Source organism: Celeribacter halophilus, assembly GCF_018860305.1.
Classification (GTDB): Bacteria; Pseudomonadota; Alphaproteobacteria; order Rhodobacterales; family Rhodobacteraceae; genus Celeribacter; species Celeribacter halophilus_A.
Window position 1 is genome coordinate 146,938 of record NZ_JAHKPE010000031.1, and the last position, 17,150, is coordinate 164,087.

The window sequence follows — 17,150 nt, forward strand, 5'->3', positions numbered from 1 at the left end:
CACGCCTAACCCGCCTTGCTCTCCGCCTTTTTCTCCCAGCGGCCACTTTCCTCGGACCAGTATTGCGCTTCGGCCCCCGCGCTTGTGAGGCTTTTCCATTGATGCCGCGCGTGCTGCACCGCCTCCATGTCATGCCCGTCAAACAGGATACAGGCGCGATCAAGGGCGGCAATTTCCTCCGCGCTCACCTCCGCCCCGCCGACACTCATGACGCAGGAGGCCGCGTTGCCCCCCGGTGTGGCCGACAACAGAATCGGCTGGTCTGCGTCATGCGGACCGCCCGCCAAGCCATGCGGCAGAAACCCCTCACGCAGCCAGAGCGCCTGATCCAGTGCGCGAAGCTGCTCGATCGAGCGCCCGCGCACTTCCACGCGCCAGCCGGCAGAGAGGGATTTCTCCGCCAGCGTGCCCAGCGTCTCCACCAGAGGCGCGCGGGTCAGGTGATAGAAATAGACAGCACCCATAAGGGGTTAGCCTTCCTTGTTCATCTCGTCGATCATCCGGTTGAGCGCCAGAACGCCCCAGCCGGTTGCCCCCTTCGGGGCCAATGTGGTGGGCGATTTGACCGAGGCCACACCTGCAATGTCAAGATGCATCCACGGCGTTTCATCCTTGACGAAACGCTTCAGGAATTGCGCCGCCGTGATCGCACCGCCCCAACGCGGGCCGACATTTTTCATATCCGCCACATCGGATTTGATGAGGTCGTCATAGCCCTGTCCCAACGGCAGGCGCCACGCGCCCTCGCCCTCGGCTTCGGCGGCTTTCAGGAACCCGTTGCAGAAAGCATCATCGTTGGAGAATACACCGGCGTTCTCGTTGCCGAGCGCAACCAGACAGGCGCCTGTGAGCGTGGCGAGGTCGATCATTGCGGTCGGGGCGTATGTTTCCTGCGCATACCAGAGCACATCGGCCAGAACCAGACGCCCTTCGGCATCGGTATTGATGATCTCGACAGTGTCGCCCTTCATGGAGGTCACCACATCGCCGGGACGTGTGGCCTTGCCATCGGGCATGTTTTCCACGAGGCCCACAAGCCCCACAACATTCACCGGCGCCTTGCGCAGGGCGAGCGATTTCATCACGCCTGACACCGTGCCCGCGCCGCCCATGTCCATGGTCATGTCTTCCATGCCGCCTGCGGGTTTGAGCGAAATGCCGCCCGTGTCAAAGACCACGCCCTTGCCAACCAGCGCCAGCGGGGCTTTGTCCCCACCGCCGGTCCACTGCATCACCACCATTTTCGTGGGCGTCACAGAGCCTTGGCCCACAGAAAGCAAGAGGTTCATCCCCAGCTCTTCGAGACGGTCCTCTTCAAACACCTCGACCTTGAGCCCGAGGCTTTCAAGCTCCACAAGCCGATTGGCAAATTCCGTGGTGGTCAGCACATTCGACGGTTCCGATACCAGATCACGGGTGAAGAACACCCCTTCAGCCAGTGCGGTCACTGTAGAGAAATCAACCGTTTCCGGTTTACTCACCGCAAACGTGACCTCCGGTGCGGCGGATTTTTCGTCGCCGGTTTTGTGATCGGTGAATTTGTAATGTTTGAGCGCCAGCCCCAAGGCCAGTTCCTCGACCCGTTTCACGCTGCCGGGGAGCACCAGAGCGCCCTCCTTGCCAAGCGCGCCACCGATGGCCGCACCAGCCTTGCGGCACAGGTCACTGGAGGCCTGATTGGCCAGTTTGACCACCTGCACGGCCTGCGCTTCCATACCGGTCGGATAGGCCAGATCTTTCGCCTCACCCTCTTTGAGCGTCTCGAAGGCCGCGCTTTCGAGAAAACGCGCCAGTGCGCCTTTGGTCAGACGGTTGATCCGCCGCGCCGCCTGTCCGAGTTTGCCATCGGGGCTGACGAGAACAACCACGCGACCGGAACGGGCGGCAATGGCGTCGAGATCGAGGGCGGTAACGGAGAGCTGAACAAGCGCGGTCATATCAAATCCTGTGTAAATTGATGTCCCGCTATAGGTAGCGGTCAAACGAGGGGCTGACCAGAGTGAGATTGGACCTTTCTCCCCGCCGCAGGGAACGATATGGTCGCGCGCAACGGTCAGGACGGGTACGGGACAACGGGTTTGGGAAGATTCGACAAATACATGCTTCAGCAATTGCTGATGCTGTTCGGGTTTTTCTCGCTCGTTCTGGCACTGGTCTTCTGGGTCAACAAGGCGGTGAGCCTGCTGGATTGGCTGATGGGAGACGGGCAATCGGCCTCGACCTTTCTCCAGCTCACGCTTTTGTCCCTGCCGACCATTCTGGTGAATCTGCTGCCCATCGCCGCCTTTGCGGCCACCGTCTATGTGACCAATCGTCTGTCTTCCGAATCCGAACTGGTCGTGGTGCAGGCAGCAGGCTATTCGCCCTATCGTCTGGCCCGTCCGGTGCTTTATTTCGGCGTCATCGTGGCATTGATGGTTGCGGTGTTGTCCCATGTGCTTGTGCCTTTGTCGCAACGCGAACTGGACCTGCGCCGCGCCGAGATTGCCGGCGACATCACCTCACGTCTTCTGACCGAGGGCACATTCGTGCATCCGGTCAAAGGCATCACCTTCTATGTCCGTGAAATCTCCGCAGCCGGCGAACTTGAAGATGTCTATCTCTCGAACAGCCGCACCGAGGGCGAACGCCAGAGCTTTATCGCCAGTCAGGCCTTGATCGTCAAAGACGAGGACGGACCGATGCTTTTGATGTTCGACGGTATGACACAAGTCTATGACCTCGAAGACCAGCGGCTCTCCGTCACACGGTTCGACAGTTTCGCCTATAGTCTGCAAGGTCTGTTCGGCACGACACAAGCGCAACGGCGCAGCCTCAAATCGACAGACAGTTTCGGTCTCTTGAGTGCCAGCCCTGCGCTTCTGGAAGAATTGCGTTCAAGCCGTTTGCAGGTTCTGGCCGAAGTCACCCAACGCATGAACAAGGCGGTGCAAGGATTCGCCATCTGTCTCATCGGCTTTGCCGCGCTGCTGATTGGCGGGTTTTCGCGCTTTGGCCTGTGGCGACAGATTCTTCTGGCCATCGTGCTTCTGGTCATCATCAAATCGCTCGACAATACTTTCGAAGGCATGATCGACGATGATCCATCATTCTGGCCGCTGCGCTATGTCGCTTCACTGGTTGCTGTTCTCATGGCCTTGGCACTGATGTGGAAAACCGCCCGCCCCGCAAGGCGCTCGCGGCGGCGTGCAAAACATGGAACGGAGGCGAAATCATGAGGCTCGATCTCTATTTCGCCCGCCGCTATATCCGCGCCCTGCTCATGGTGCTGGGAGTTTTTGCCGGCCTGATCGCCATGGTCGAGAGCCTCGATCAAATCCGCAATTTTTCCGGCGTCGACATCAGCGGCACCGCCATTCTCGGCATGGCGCTGCTGCGCGTGCCGACAACCCTTTACGAGATCCTGCCCATCGTGGTGATGATCGCCACGCTCACGCTGTTTCTCGGGCTGGCGCGTTCCTCGGAACTGGTGGTGGCGCGGGCCTCGGGGCGCGGGGCGATGCGCTCTCTTGTGCCGATTGCCATTGTCGCCTTTATCTTCGGCCTGTTCAGCGTGGCCGTGCTCAACCCCTTCACCGCCGCGACCGAACGGGCCTATGAACCGCGCGAAACCCTGTATCTTCAGGGCGAGCGTCAGGTGTTCTCCGTCTCCGACGAAGGGCTCTGGCTGCGTGAAGGCACAGGAAGCGGCCAGATGGTCATCCGTGCCACACGGTCCAACCTCGACGGCTCCATTCTTTATGACGTCAGCTTTCTGGGCTTTACCACCGAGGGCCTGCCGATGTTCCGCATCGAAGCCCGCGACGCGCGGATCGAAGACGGTCAATGGGTGCTCACGGAAGCGAAACGCTGGCCGCTGCAAGGGGCAGCCAATCCGGAAGCCGCCGCCACGAGCCATGCGCGGCTGACCCTTCCCACCAGCCTCAGCCTTGAGGAAATCCGCGACCGGTTCGGCTCGGCGGAGGCTGTGTCGATCTGGGATATGTCGGCCTATATCAGGAAACTGGAAGACGCCGGATTTTCCGCACGCAGCTACAAGATGTGGCTGCAAAGCGAACTGGCCCTGCCCTTTGCCTTTGTCGCGATGATGCTGATCGCCGCCGGTTTCACCATGCGCCACACGCGGCTGGGCCGGACCTCGACCCTCGTGGTCACAGCCATCATTCTGGCCTTCGGGTTCTATTTCCTGCGCTCTTTTGCCATTGTCATGGGACAGAACGGATTGCTGCCGATCACGCTGGCCGCATGGGGGCCACCGCTGGCGGTGATCCTCGCCACACTTGCACTTTTGCTGCATCTGGAAGATGGATAGGACATGAGAGCTGCTGCCCCGTCTATGACCACGCCCCGCCCCCGGATTGCCCGCCTCACAGGCGGCGCCAAGCGGTTTGCCTGTCATCTCACCGTTCATCTCACCGTGACGGCAGGTCTTGCGATCACGACCATTGCCCTGCCTGACCTGCTTCACGCACAGGACAGCCAACAGGACGCCAGCCTGCCCACCGCGCTGCTGGCCAATGGCGTGAGTTTCGACGGGGAGATGCTCGTCGCCACTGGCGATGTCGAAGTGCTCTATGATGGCACCCGCCTCACCGCCAGCCGCATTTCTTACAACCAGACGACAGGTGCGCTCAGCATCGAAGGGCCGATCCGCCTGACGGAAAGCGGCACGGACACGGTGGTGCTGGCCTCCGCCGCAGAGCTCGACACAGAGTTGCAAAACGGCATCCTGACCTCCGCGCGCATGGTCATCGACCAACAGATGCAACTGGCCGCAGCGCGTCTTGATGTGATCGACGGGCGTTACCTGCGGATGCAGAAATCCGTAGCCTCGACCTGTGAAGTCTGCGCCGACCGGCCTGTGCCCATGTGGGAAATCCGTGCGCAGGAAATCGTGCATGACAGCGAGGCCCGCCAGCTCTATTTCACCAATGCCCATGTGCGGATCATGGATGTGCCGGTGCTCTGGCTGCCGCATCTGCGCGTGCCGGACCCGACGCTCGAACGCGTCAACGGCTTTCTCGTCCCCGAGGTGCGCACCGACTCAACGCTGGGCACAGGGATCGAGATTCCCTATTTCATCACCATAGGCGATCATCGCGACATCACCGTCTCGCCCTATCTGGCGACCAACACAACGACGCTGAACCTGCGCTACCGTCAGGCATTCACCAATGGCGACATCGAGATCAACGGCGCGGTCAGTGACGATGACACAACCGACGGTCTGCGGGCCTATGCCGAAATCGAAGGCGACTGGACCCTCCGCAACGGCTATGCGCTCGACATCGACCTCGCTGCGGTTTCGGACACGAGCTACCTCTCAGAATACGATATTTCCGACAGCAATTACCTCAAATCGACCGTCAACCTGTCACGCTACCGCACCGGCGAGGCGATCGACGGGGAGATCACCTACAGCCGCTATCTGGGCGACGATACCGACAACGAAAACCCCACCGTGCTCGGGGAATTTCTCTATGAACGCTATGTCCAGCCGTGGAGCCTGCCCGGACGGTTGAGCTACGGTTTCACCGCATCAAGCTATTACCGCGAATCGAACGAAGATGTGGACGGGGCGGATGTGTTGCGTCTTGGCGCGGAAAGCACTTGGAGCGGCAGCAAGATTTTCAACAGCGGCCTGCGGCTCGACAACGAGGCCTCCGTCTATGCCGATGCCTATTTCATCCGGCAGAACTCTGATTACGACAGCACGGTCCTGCGCGGCACCGCCAGCGCCGAGACCAAGCTGAGCTGGCCGCTTACCCGCAGCACCGCCTCCGGTGCCTCGGAAATCCTTGAACCGATTCTACAAGTCGGCTGGTCGGACAGTGTCGGCGGTTCTGTGCCTGACACGGATTCGCTGTTCATCGAGTTCGACGAGGGCAACCTGCTGACACTCGCACGTTTTCCCGGTGCCGACCGGCGCGAAACCGGCCTGACCTCCGCCGCCGGTCTGCGATTCTCGCATTACGGGCCGCAGATCGACTATGCGGTGACGCTGGGGCGTGTGCTCTATCTCGAAGACACTGACGGCTATTCCACCTCTTCCGGCCTCTCGACCACCCAATCCGACTGGCTTCTTGCGGCGCGCATGGCCTTCAACGACCGCCTCTCACTTTATAACCGGCTGCTGGTGGGCAATGACGCGGAAATGACCAAATGGGACACCCGTCTGGACTATCTGCGCGACACCTACAGCATCGGCACGACCTACAGCTATGTGATCGCCGATGCCGTGGAGGACCGCGACGAGCCGATCAACGAATTCGCCCTCGACGGGGAAGTGATCCTCGCCGACAACTGGACGCTGACCGGCGAATACCGGCATGATTTCGAAAATGACGAAGTCACCCGCGCCAAACTCGGGATCAAGTTTCAAAACGAATGCACCCGCGTCCAGATCGGCCTGACACGCCGCTACTGGGACACGGATGACCTCGACCCGACCACGCGCGTGACCTTCTCTGTGGGCTTCGGGGCCTTTGCAACAGAACAGACCAAGGCCAGCACATGCGCCTTTTGAGAGGAACTTCCGCAAAGTTTTACCCCGCGTGCGCAATCAGGCTTTGCAATCCACTTGGCCCGCGTTGTGAAACCCCTTAGAAAGACATCGAGTAACGCGCTTTTTGGGGCGCATGTGGAATATGGGAGTTGGCATGACACGCAAATTCAGGGCTGATCTGATCGCCGGATTGAAGAAAGCGAGCCTCGGGCTCCTCTGTGCCGTGCTTGTCGGGACAGGCGTGCCGGATCGCGCCGCCGCGCAAAACCTCTTTGCCCCTGTTGCCTATGTCAATGACAACGTGGTCACCGGATTCGAGTTGAACCAGCGCATCCAGTTGATGACCGTGCTGGGCGCGACCCCAACCCGTCAGGCCGCACTGGATGCCCTGATCGAAGAACGGCTCAAGAAAGAGATGGCGGACCGTTTCGGCCTGTCGCTCACCGACGAACAGGTCGCCGCAGGTATTCAGGAATTTGCCGGACGTGGCGGGCTGAAACCCGAACAGTTCCTCTCGCTCATGGCCCGCGAAGGCGTCAGCGCACAAACCGTCCGCGACTTTGTCGCAACCGGCCTGTTGTGGCGCGAAATCGCCCGTGGTCTCTTCGCCAACAAGGCCCAGATTTCCGATCTCGAAGTTGACCGCGCCATGCAGAACAACGGCCCCTCCGGCGGTCTGCGCGTGCTGCTGTCCGAACTCTTCCTGCCTGCGCGCACACCGGAAGAGAGGGCCAAATCCGAAGCCCTCGCCAAACAGATCGCCGCACGCCCGTCGATCTCCGCCTTTGCCGCCGCCGCCAGCGAATATTCCGTGGCCCCTTCGCGGGAAAAAGCCGGACGGATGGACTGGGTCGCCATCGGTGATCTGCCGCCTGCCCTGCGCAACACCGTGGCCGGCCTGAAACCCGGCGAGATCACAGCGCCCCTGTCCACACAAAACGCCATCGGCCTGTTCCAACTGCGCTCCGTGGCGGAAACCACCCGCCCCACGCCCAAGGCCGACGCCATCACCTACGCCGCCTATTACATCGCGGGCGGACGCTCCGAAGCCGCGCTCAAACGCGCCGCAGAGGTCAAAGCCAGCGTCGACAGCTGTGACGACCTTTACGGCATTGCCAAGGGCGAGCCGGAAGAGGTGCTACAAATCGACACCCTGCCTGCCGGAGACATCCCCACGGATGTGGCCGTCGAACTGGCCAAACTTGACCCCGGAGAGGTCTCCACCGCCCTCACCCGCGCCAATGGCGAAACTCTGGTCTTCCTGATGATGTGTGGTCGTACCTATGAGAACACCGGCAATGTCGACCGGGAACAGATTCGCAACCAGTTGCAATCCCAACGCATCGGCGCTCTGGCGGACAGCTACCTTGCGGAACTCAAGGCCGACGCCACCATCGTGATCCCATGAGCGGGCGCCGACACGCGCCGATTGCGCTGAGTTGCGGAGAACCTGCGGGCGTTGGACCGGAACTGGCGGTCGCGGCCGCTCAGGCACTCGATGGTGACCTGCCGTTCTTCTGGATCGGAGACCCGCGTCACCTGCCCGAAGGCAGCCGTTTTGCGGAAATCTCTACCCCCGATGAGGCGCATCATGTGGCCTCCGGCACCCTGCCCGTGCTGCGTCATGACTTTGCCGCCCCCGCAACCGCAGGCCAGCCCGATCTGGCCAATGCCCGCGGCGTCATCGACGTGATCGCCCGCGCGGTCGCTCTGGTGCAATCCGGCGAAGCCTCCGCCATCTGCACCGCGCCCATCCACAAGAAAGTCCTGAAAGACGGCGCGAATTTCGCCTATCCGGGACATACCGAGTTTCTCGCCCATCTGGGCGGCGTTGAACGTGTGGTGATGATGCTGGCCTGCCCCGAATTGCGCGTGGTGCCGGTGACCATCCACATCGCGCTCAGGGATGTGCCCGCGGCCTTCACCCCAGCACTTCTTGAAGAGACCATCCGCATCACCGCCACGGATTTGAAACGCTTCTGGGGGATCAAGCGTCCGCGCATCGCCATTGCGGGGCTGAACCCGCACGCGGGCGAAGGCGGGGCGATGGGCCACGAGGAACTCGACTGGATGATCCCGCTGATCGAACGCCTCGGCGCGGAAGGCTTTGATCTCAAAGGCCCGATGCCGCCGGACACCATGTTCCACGCCAAGGCGCGTGCGGGCTATGATGTGGCGCTTTGTGCCTATCACGATCAGGCGCTGATCCCGATCAAGACCATTGATTTTTCTGGCGGCGTCAATGTCACCCTCGGCCTGCCGTTTATCCGCACCTCGCCGGATCACGGCACCGCCTTTGACATTGCGGGCAAGGGGCTGGCCGATCCGACCAGCCTGATTGCGGCGCTGAACATGGCCGCAGAGATGGCCGCAAAGGGAGACACCTGATGAGCACCGTCGATGGTTTGCCGCCGCTGCGTGCGGTGATCGAGGCCCACGGGCTTGTGGCCAAGAAGTCCCTTGGACAGAACTTCCTGCTCGATCTCAACCTGACCTCCAGAATCGCCCGTCAGGCCGGAGACCTCAGCAAATGCGACGTGCTCGAAGTCGGCCCCGGCCCCGGTGGTCTGACCCGTGGTCTTCTGGCCGAAGGCGCGCGCAAGGTGCTGGCCGTGGAAAAAGACAGCCGCGCGATGGCGGCTTTGGCGGACATTCAGGCGATCTATCCGGAGCGGCTCGACATCCTCAACGCCGATGCGCTGGAGATCGACCCGCTCGAAACCCTCACCCCGCCGGTGCGCGTGGTGGCCAACCTGCCCTATAACGTCGGCACGGAGCTACTGGTGCGCTGGCTGACCCCGCCCGAATGGCCGCCCTACTGGGCCTCGCTCACGCTGATGTTCCAGCGCGAAGTGGCCGAGCGGATCGTGGCCCAGCCCGGCTCCAAGAAATACGGTCGTCTCGCGATTCTCAGCCAGTGGCGCACCAACGCCCGCATCGTCATGGAACTGCCGCCGGAAGCCTTCAGCCCACCGCCGAAAGTCCATTCTGCCGTGGTGCATTTCGAGGCTCTTACCGCCCCGCGTTTCGAGGCCGACCCGAAGGTGCTCGAACGCATCGTTGCCACCGGTTTTAACCAGCGCCGCAAGATGCTCCGCGCCTCGCTCAAAGGGGCCGCAACGGATATCGAAGACCGTCTGGTCGCTGCAGGGATCAAGCCGACGGATCGGGCCGAACAAGTGCCGATTGAGGGATGGTGTGCCTTGGCCCGAGAGGTTGCCAAGGGCTAGGCCATCGCGCACCGCGGTGCGACCGGTCGGCTTGGCACCAGCCGCAAAACCTGTCTACACCCTGCAATAGAAAACCCCCGCCACATCGGACGGGGGTTTTTCAATATTCAAAAGCTCAAAGCACAGATTTGCGCCCGAACATCCGTAACGCGGTCTTACTCGACCACGTCCGGTGCCGTTTCCGGCGCGGCTTTCGGTGCAGATTTCGGCTCAGACTCCGCTGGTGCGCTCTCGGCCTTGGCCGCAGCTTCGGCTTCGCGCTCCGCCTTGGTTTTACGCGGCTTGCGCGGTGCACGCGGCTTTTTCGGCTTCGGCGCCTCTTTGGGCGCTTCTTCCGGCGTCTCTACGAGACCGGCATCGCTGGCCTCGGCTTTGGTCTCGGAGAACAACAGATCAGGCTGTTCGCCCTCTCCGGCAACCGGCTGTGCGGGTTGTTGCTGCTGTTCCTCGCGTTTGCGATGTTGGCGCTCGCGCTCGGCGCGTTCGGCCTCCTGACGCTCGCGGCGCTCCTGTTGTTCGCGCTCTTGCTGTTCGCGTTGCGCTTCCTGTTCTTTCTGGGCTTGCCCCAGAAGACGCAGGTAATGTTCCGCGTGCTGCTGGAAGTTCTCGGCGGCCACACGGTCGTTCGAAAGCTGTGCGTCACGGGCAAGCTGGTTGTATTTCTCGATGATCTGCTGCGGCGTGCCGCGCACCTTGCCCTCCGGACCGGAGCTATCAAAGACACGGTTGACGATATTGCCAACAGAACGGTTGCGGTTGTTCTTGGACCGCGAACGGTTTTTGGAAGATCTCATATGTTGTTCTTTCGAGCCTATGTCTCGGTAAAGTCGAGCCTGTGTCTGCCGGGTTCTATGGACCGGCTTATCCTTGAATTGGCTTGTCTGTCCCATGCGCTCCCAGTATCGGGAGCCGCAACGTCAAAGCTGTGCAGGGTAACAGCGTCGGGGAGAAGCTCCGCCTTACGCTGTCTCCAATAACCATGCCAGAACGGGCATTACAAGCGTTTTTTGCACATCCCATGCGCCGAAATGCGGCTTTTTCCGCGAAAAACCGGCCAAATCACCGATTTACGGAACTCTTGAACAGAAAGGTTACCATTTGCTTTCCATAAGCACATTTCAATTCCCACGAGAGCAGAGCCTCAGAGAAAAGTGAAAAGAAAACCGCTATTTGCCGGAATTGCGCGGATGCGGGTTCGGCGCCTGCGCACAGACCACACGATCGCGCCCGTCAAAGTCGGACAGGACACGCACCGCTTTCAACCCATGCTCCAGAAACAGTGCCGAGACTGCGGCCCCCTGCGTCGGGCCGATCTCCACCAGCACCCGCCCGCGCGGCGCCAGAAATGCCCGCACCTGCGCCGCGATGATCCGGTAACAACTCAGCCCGTCCGCCTCGTCGGTCAACGCCACGCGCGGCTCATGGGCAAGCTCCGGAGACAAAGCCGCCAATTCCTCTGCCGCGATATATGGCGGGTTGGAGGTGATAAGATCGAACTGCCCTTCGACATCGCCCCACCAATCGGCCTGTTGAAACCGCGCACGAGACGACAGGCCCAAAGCATCGGCATTGCCCCGCGCCACCGCCAAAGCCGCCTCGGACACATCCGTGCCCAGCCCTTTGGCCAGAACCTGTTCCGCAAGCAAAGTCAAAAGGATAGCGCCCGACCCTACACCAAGGTCTAACACAGAAGAAAAAGGTTTCGACAGCGCCTCTGCAATCAGAACCTCGGTTTCCGGACGCGGGTCAAGCACGTCTGCGCTCACGGAGAACCGCCGCCCGTAGAACTCGCGGTAGCCCAGAATATGCGAAACCGGTTCGCGCTTTGCACGCCGCTCAATCGCCTGCTCGAACCCCTGCGCCTGATCAACCGTGATGGTATCCGGCAGAACCAAGGTCAGCCGTCCAGGCGCAATCCCCAACACATGCGCCATCAACAGCCGCGCGTCGCGGGGTGCGCCCTCAATCCCCGCCGCATTCAACCGTTTGGTGCCTGCAATCAGAGCCGTCTGGACGCTCACGCTTCCATCTCCGCGAGAAGCCCCGCCTGATGATCGGAAATCAGCGCGTCGATCACCTCGTCGAGATCACCCTGCATCACCTGATCGAGCTTGTAGAGCGTCAGGTTGATACGGTGATCGGTCATGCGACCTTGCGGGAAATTATAGGTGCGGATGCGCTCGGACCGATCCCCCGAGCCGACTTGCGACTTCCGGTCTGCGGACCGCGCATCATGAAGCTTTTGGCGCTCCGCATCATAGAGCCGCGCCTTGAGGACATTCATCGCAATCTCACGGTTGCGGTGTTGCGATTTCTCCGAGGAGGTCACGACAATCCCCGACGGGATATGGGTGATCCTGACCGCCGAATCTGTGGTGTTGACGTGCTGGCCACCCGCACCGGAGGAGCGCATCGTATCGATCCGGATGTCGTTGGGGTTGATCTCGATATCTACGTCCTGCGCTTCGGGCAGCACCGCGACCGTGGCCGCAGAGGTGTGAATCCGCCCGCCGCTTTCGGTCTCCGGCACGCGCTGCACCCGATGCACGCCGCTCTCGAATTTCATGCGGGCAAAGACGCCCTCGCCCTTGATATTGGCGATCACTTCCTTGATGCCGCCCAACTCGCCCTCGCTCAATTCGATGATCTCGAACTTCCAGCCCTTCGCCTCGGCATAGCGCTGATACATGCGCAAAAGATCACCGGCGAACAGCCCCGCCTCATCGCCGCCTGTGCCGGGGCGAATCTCGATGATGGCCGAACCTGTATCGGCGGCGTCTTTGGGCAGAAGCGCGATCTGGAGCGCCTCTTCGGCTTCGGGAATCGCCGCTTTGAGGGCGGGGAGTTCCTCTTCGGCCAGCGATTTCATCTCCGGATCGGCGAGCATTTCTTCGGCCTCGGCAATCTGCTCTCTGAGGCTTTGGTAGCTGCGGATCTGTTCGACCACGGGGCGCAACTCGGCATATTCGCGGCCAAGGGCGACAATATCGCCCGAGCCTTGCGACATGGAGGCCTCAAGGAATTCAAAACGCTGGAGGATCTGGTGTAGACGGTCTTCGGGTATCATGGGGTGATCTGTTGCCTGTGATCCGCCTGCGCGTCAAGCATCATCGCGTGGCCTCTCAAAACCCTGCCGCCTCGATCCACGCCTCTGCGCGGCGGGCATTCACGCCGAAATCGGCTTTGCCAAAGCGCAAACGGCCCAGAATCACAAGTTCCGCGCCGCCTTCATGCGGGCGGGCGGCCAATGTTGTGTAATCGGGAAACCCCCAGAAAAACGAGCGCGTGCGGTAGGTCAGACGCCCTTCCTCGACCGATCCGGCCACATGGCGCGTGCGTGGCTCGGTCTGTGCCACAGCAGAAAGACGCGCAAGCGCCTCCTCCGGTTGCAGCGGCGCGGTCACGAGACGTTTCACGCCGCCCGGCGCAGGGTCAGCGGCGGCGAACGGGTCCACATGCCAGCGTGCAGGATCACTCGGCGTCAGCCGGACGATGGCTTGCAGCGCCACGAAAACAATCAATGCCCCCCAGAAAACCATTTTCATAAATCCTCTCTGCGGGTCCAGCCATACAGGCAAATCAATTCCATCAGCACATGCGCCCCTGCGATGGCTGTGGCGCCGGTGGTGTCAAAAGGCGGTGAGACCTCCACCACATCGCCGCCGGTCAGCCGCACCCCCGCCAGATCGCGCAGGATCGCGGCGGCCTGCCAACTTGCCAAACCGCCCCAGACCGGCGTGCCTGTGCCGGGGGCAAAGGCCGGATCAAGACAGTCGATATCAAAGGTCAGGTAGCAATTCCGCGTGCCTACGATTTTCTTGACCTCGGCGGCGACCCACGCTGTGCCGCGTTCGTGCACGGTGCGCGCGTCGATGATATTGACGCCCATCGTGTCGGGATTGTCGGTGCGAATGCCGATCTGGACAGAGGTTTTCGGATCAATCAGGCCGGTCTTCACCGCCTTGTAGAACATCGTCCCGTGATCGACCCGCGCGAGATCGTCGTCCTGCCATGTGTCCGAATGGGCATCGAAATGGATCAGGCTCAACGGGCCGAATTTCTCCGCATGGGCTTTCAGAATCGGATAGCTGATATAGTGATCCCCGCCCATCACCAGACTGCCCGCCCCTGCGGCCAGAATCGTACGGATGTGGTCGGTAAGGCGGTCGGGAAATTCCGACACCATCGCATAGTCAAAAGCCAGATCGCCGTAATCCACCACGTTGAACAAATCGAACGGCGAATAGCCCCAGCCATAGGGCGCATCAAAGGCCTGTAGCGCGGAGGCCTCGCGAATGGCGCGCGGGCCAAGACGCGTGCCCGGACGGTTGGTCACCGCCTGATCGAAGGGCACACCCGTGATCGCCAGATCGACCCCCGCCAGATCCTTGCTATAGCGCCGCCGGAAGGCTGACAGCGCACCACCAAAGGCATTCTCGAAGGCCAGCCCCCGCCCCGTTCCGGTGAAGGCCAGATCAATCTGGGTCTTTGCGTCCTCAAGCGCCATCTGCGGCCTTTCTGCTCTCATCATGCACATGTGTCGGACCACACTGTAGCCATTGCCTCCGGCTTGGCAATCGGATGCGCGCTGCAGATGCGAAAAAACCCTCCGCTCGGGAAAGCGGAGGGCTGAGGACGCTCGCTGCTGCAAATCGTCCTCTGGGGAGACGGCCGGACAGGTTGCCCTGTCCGTGCCAGACAAATGTCCGACGGAAGTCAGACGTGTGTCAGATCAGAATTTGAACGACACGCGGGCGCCCAAAGTCGTGGCCGAAAGATCGGAACCGCTGTCGTCAAAACCGTCGAATTCGTTTTGCAGCAGTTCGGCACCGACATTGACGCTATCCGTCACGGCATAGTCCACGCCGAGACCATAGGTGTAACCGGTATCGTCATAGGACACGCCATTGATGTCTGCATTGGCATAGGCCGCACCGACAACACCGTAGATCAGAGCCGGACCTGCGTCATAACCGGCACGCAGTTTGAGGCGGGTCATGTCTTCAAGCTCGGAATCACCGGTTTCGATATCGGAGCCGAGGTATTCAAGTTCGCCACCGAGGACGAATTGGCCGAAGTCGTAGTTGTAGCCGCCGAACACACCGTAGGTCATGTCGTCAGCGTCATCGAGCGCATCATCGCCCCAGCCGTAGCCGAGAGTCGCACCGGCGTAACCACCCGTCCAATCTGTATCGGCCATGATCGCCACAGGCGCAGGCGCGATTGCAGGCTGCTCGACAACCGGTTCGGAATAGCCGCCAGCGAATGCAGGAGCGGTCAGGGCGAATGCGCCAAGTACCAGCGCGGGGGTTGCGAAACGTTTCATCATTTTCTCCTTGTATGCCTCGTTCTTGAGGTGATGCCATCATCGACATCTCAACAAGGCAGATAGAGAATTTGTTCCGAAAAAACAGAGGGTCAGCGGTCACGCTCCTGTGAGGGAACCGTGAGGTTTCCTAAATCGGTCAAATCCTGCCGACCCTCCGGAGTCAGTTGGCAGAAATTGGCTCACACAGTCGCAAGGCAAAAAAACGGCGCCCTCAAGCGCCGGAATTTTTCTCCTCGAGCGTAAGCCATTCTTCCTCCGCCGCATCGAGTGCGGCCTGACGCTCTGTCAACATTTCTGTGGCTTTCTGGAACTTCACAGGCTCGCGTGTGAACAACTCCGGATCGGCCAGAAGATCGGCCAGTTTGGCGATCTCCGCCTCCAGCCGCGCGATCTCGGCCGGCAGGGCTTCAAGCCGGTGTTTTTCCGTGAATGACAGGCCGGTTTTTGCCTTTTCCGCCTGCGGCTTGGCCCCGGGCTTGCCGGACTTCTGCGCCGGTTTCTGGCCGGTTTTCTCCGCCTGCGCCTTGGCACGCTCGCCCCGCTGCGTCAGGTAGTCCGACCAGCCGCCCGCATAGACCACAGCCTCACCATCGCCCTCCATCGCAACGGTCTGCGTCGCCACACGGTCGATAAAATCACGATCGTGCGAGACCAGAAGAACCGTGCCCTCGAAGTCCGTCAGAATTTCCTGCAACAGGTCCAGTGTTTCGATGTCGAGATCGTTGGTCGGCTCGTCGAGCACCAGAAGATTCGACGGTTTCGCCATCAGCTTCGCCAGCAAAAGCCGCGCTTTCTCACCGCCCGAAAGCGAGGAGACCGGCGCGCGGGCCTGTGCATCGGTGAAGAGGAATTCTTTAAGATAACCAACCACATGCTTCGGCGTGCCACGCACCATGACCTGATCGGCCTTGCCCGACACACGCATGTCCTTGTCGGAGATCAGCGCCTCCCACAAGGTCAGATCATCGCGCAGGTTGGAACGGGTCTGGTCAAAGACCGCCATATCCAGTTTCGTGCCCAGTTTGACGGTGCCCGTGTCGGGTTCCATCTCGCCTGTGAGCATTTTCAACACCGTGGTTTTGCCCGCCCCATTGGGACCGACAAAGGCAATCCGGTCGCCGCGTGCCACCTTGATGGACAGATCACGCACGATGACCCTGTCGCCAAATGTCTTGGAAATATGTTCGGCCTCGACCACCCGCTTGCCGGATTTCTCCGCAACATCCAGTTCCATTGCCGCCGTGCCCTGACGCCGGATCTGACTGGCGCGTTCGGAGCGCAGGTCTTGCAGGGCACGAACGCGCCCCATGTTGCGTTTGCGCCGTGCAGAGATTCCCTCGACCGCCCAACGCGCCTCTGCCTTGATCTTGCGATCCAGCTTGTGGCGCTGCATGTCCTCGTCTTCCCAGATCTTGTCGCGCCACGCCTCAAACGCAGCGAAGCCCTCTTCCTGCCTCCGCACCGCACCGCGATCAATCCAGAGGGTTGCGCGAGTCAGGTGGTTGAGAAAGGCCCTGTCGTGGGAAATCAGCACATAGGCGGTTTTCGTGGTGCGCAGCTCTTCTTCGAGCCACGCAATCGCTTCAATGTCCAAGTGGTTAGTCGGCTCGTCCAAAAGCATCAACCCCGGCGCCTCGGCCAGAAGTTTCGCCAACGCCGCACGACGACGCTCGCCACCCGAAGCGGTCTCCACCGGCGTTTCCGGATCGAATTTGAGGCCCTCGGCCACCATATCCACCTTATAGGTCTCGCTCGGATCCAAAGTGGACGCGGCGAAATCTCCCAAGGAGGCAAAGCCGGACAGATCGGGGTCCTGCTCCATATAGCCGACTGTGATCCCCGGCCCCAGAACGCGGCTGCCGCGATCCGCCTCCACAAGACCGGCCATGACCTTCATAAGTGTGGATTTGCCCGACCCGTTGCGGCCCACAAGAGCGACACGGTCGCCCTCCTGAACAACAAGGTTGAGCCCGTCGAAAACGGGGTCTCCACCAAAGGTGAGGGAAATATCGGAGAGCTGTAATACGGGTGCGCGTGCCATAAAGACCCGCTACAGGCCACTGTGGCAAAGGTCAAGCACCGGCAA

The 17,150-nt window shown here is 61.0% G+C and carries 15 protein-coding genes; 6 read left to right on the forward strand and 9 right to left on the reverse strand.

The features are described 5' to 3' along the window. Window positions 1-5: 5 nt before the first annotated feature. Together KO492_RS12565 and KO492_RS12570 are read right to left on the reverse strand one after the other, a co-directional pair. On the reverse strand, window positions 6-464 hold the full coding sequence (locus tag KO492_RS12565) for a DNA polymerase III subunit chi (RefSeq protein ID WP_066599875.1): 459 nt from the start codon (window positions 462-464) through the stop codon (window positions 6-8). A 6-nt stretch (window positions 465-470) separates the two neighbouring features. Beyond that, window positions 471-1,937: a leucyl aminopeptidase gene (locus tag KO492_RS12570; RefSeq protein ID WP_216045283.1), complete on the reverse strand. Its 1,467-nt coding sequence runs from the start codon at window positions 1,935-1,937 to the stop codon at window positions 471-473. Window positions 1,938-2,036: 99 nt separating this feature from the next. Here KO492_RS12570 and lptF point away from each other — a divergent pair, with 99 nt between their 5' ends. From lptF to rsmA, 6 genes are all read left to right on the forward strand, one after another. After that, window positions 2,037-3,218 carry an LPS export ABC transporter permease LptF gene (gene lptF / locus KO492_RS12575; RefSeq protein ID WP_252735515.1) on the forward strand — a complete coding sequence of 394 codons (1,182 nt, stop codon included), beginning with the start codon at window positions 2,037-2,039 and terminating at the stop codon, window positions 3,216-3,218. Continuing rightward, window positions 3,215-4,312 carry an LPS export ABC transporter permease LptG gene (gene lptG / locus KO492_RS12580; protein WP_216045284.1) on the forward strand — a complete coding sequence of 366 codons (1,098 nt, stop codon included), beginning with the start codon at window positions 3,215-3,217 and terminating at the stop codon, window positions 4,310-4,312. Before lptF ends, lptG begins: the two co-directional genes overlap by 4 nt. A 3-nt stretch (window positions 4,313-4,315) precedes the next feature. Then, window positions 4,316-6,526 carry an LPS-assembly protein LptD gene (locus tag KO492_RS12585; protein ID WP_216045285.1) on the forward strand — a complete coding sequence of 737 codons (2,211 nt, stop codon included), beginning with the start codon at window positions 4,316-4,318 and terminating at the stop codon, window positions 6,524-6,526. Window positions 6,527-6,659: 133 nt separating this feature from the next. Further along, window positions 6,660-7,913 (forward strand): peptidylprolyl isomerase, encoded by a 1,254-nt coding sequence (locus tag KO492_RS12590; RefSeq protein WP_216045286.1) that lies wholly within the window; start codon window positions 6,660-6,662, stop codon window positions 7,911-7,913. Next, on the forward strand, window positions 7,910-8,893 hold the full coding sequence (gene pdxA / locus KO492_RS12595; protein WP_216045287.1) for a 4-hydroxythreonine-4-phosphate dehydrogenase PdxA: 984 nt from the start codon (window positions 7,910-7,912) through the stop codon (window positions 8,891-8,893). Before KO492_RS12590 ends, pdxA begins: the two co-directional genes overlap by 4 nt. Beyond that, window positions 8,893-9,735 (forward strand): 16S rRNA (adenine(1518)-N(6)/adenine(1519)-N(6))-dimethyltransferase RsmA, encoded by an 843-nt coding sequence (rsmA, locus tag KO492_RS12600; protein WP_216045288.1) that lies wholly within the window; start codon window positions 8,893-8,895, stop codon window positions 9,733-9,735. The genes pdxA and rsmA overlap by 1 nt, the downstream gene beginning before the upstream one ends. A gap of 155 nt (window positions 9,736-9,890) precedes the next feature. Here rsmA and KO492_RS12605 read toward each other — a convergent pair whose 3' ends face one another. From KO492_RS12605 to KO492_RS12635, 7 genes are all read right to left on the reverse strand, one after another. Then, on the reverse strand, window positions 9,891-10,529 hold the full coding sequence (locus tag KO492_RS12605) for a DUF4167 domain-containing protein (RefSeq protein WP_216045289.1): 639 nt from the start codon (window positions 10,527-10,529) through the stop codon (window positions 9,891-9,893). A gap of 372 nt (window positions 10,530-10,901) precedes the next feature. Then, on the reverse strand, window positions 10,902-11,756 hold the full coding sequence (gene prmC, locus KO492_RS12610) for a peptide chain release factor N(5)-glutamine methyltransferase (protein ID WP_216045290.1): 855 nt from the start codon (window positions 11,754-11,756) through the stop codon (window positions 10,902-10,904). Beyond that, a complete protein-coding gene (gene prfA / locus KO492_RS12615; protein ID WP_216045291.1) occupies window positions 11,753-12,802 on the reverse strand; it encodes a peptide chain release factor 1 in 1,050 nt (349 codons plus the stop codon). The genes prmC and prfA overlap by 4 nt, the downstream gene beginning before the upstream one ends. Before the next feature lie 55 nt (window positions 12,803-12,857). After that, window positions 12,858-13,280, reverse strand: coding sequence for a DUF1499 domain-containing protein (locus KO492_RS12620; RefSeq protein WP_216045292.1), 423 nt, complete (start codon window positions 13,278-13,280; stop codon window positions 12,858-12,860). After that, window positions 13,277-14,242, reverse strand: a complete 966-nt coding sequence (speB, locus tag KO492_RS12625) for an agmatinase (RefSeq protein WP_216045293.1) — start codon at window positions 14,240-14,242, stop codon at window positions 13,277-13,279. The genes KO492_RS12620 and speB overlap by 4 nt, the downstream gene beginning before the upstream one ends. Window positions 14,243-14,467: 225 nt before the next feature. Further along, the gene (locus KO492_RS12630) at window positions 14,468-15,061 is read right to left on the reverse strand and encodes an outer membrane protein (protein ID WP_216045294.1); all 594 of its coding nucleotides are present in this window, start codon (window positions 15,059-15,061) and stop codon (window positions 14,468-14,470) included. 214 nt (window positions 15,062-15,275) lie between these two features. Further along, entirely contained in the window at window positions 15,276-17,105 is a 1,830-nt protein-coding gene (locus KO492_RS12635) for an ABC-F family ATP-binding cassette domain-containing protein (RefSeq protein WP_216045295.1), read from the reverse strand. Window positions 17,106-17,150: the final 45 nt, after the last annotated feature.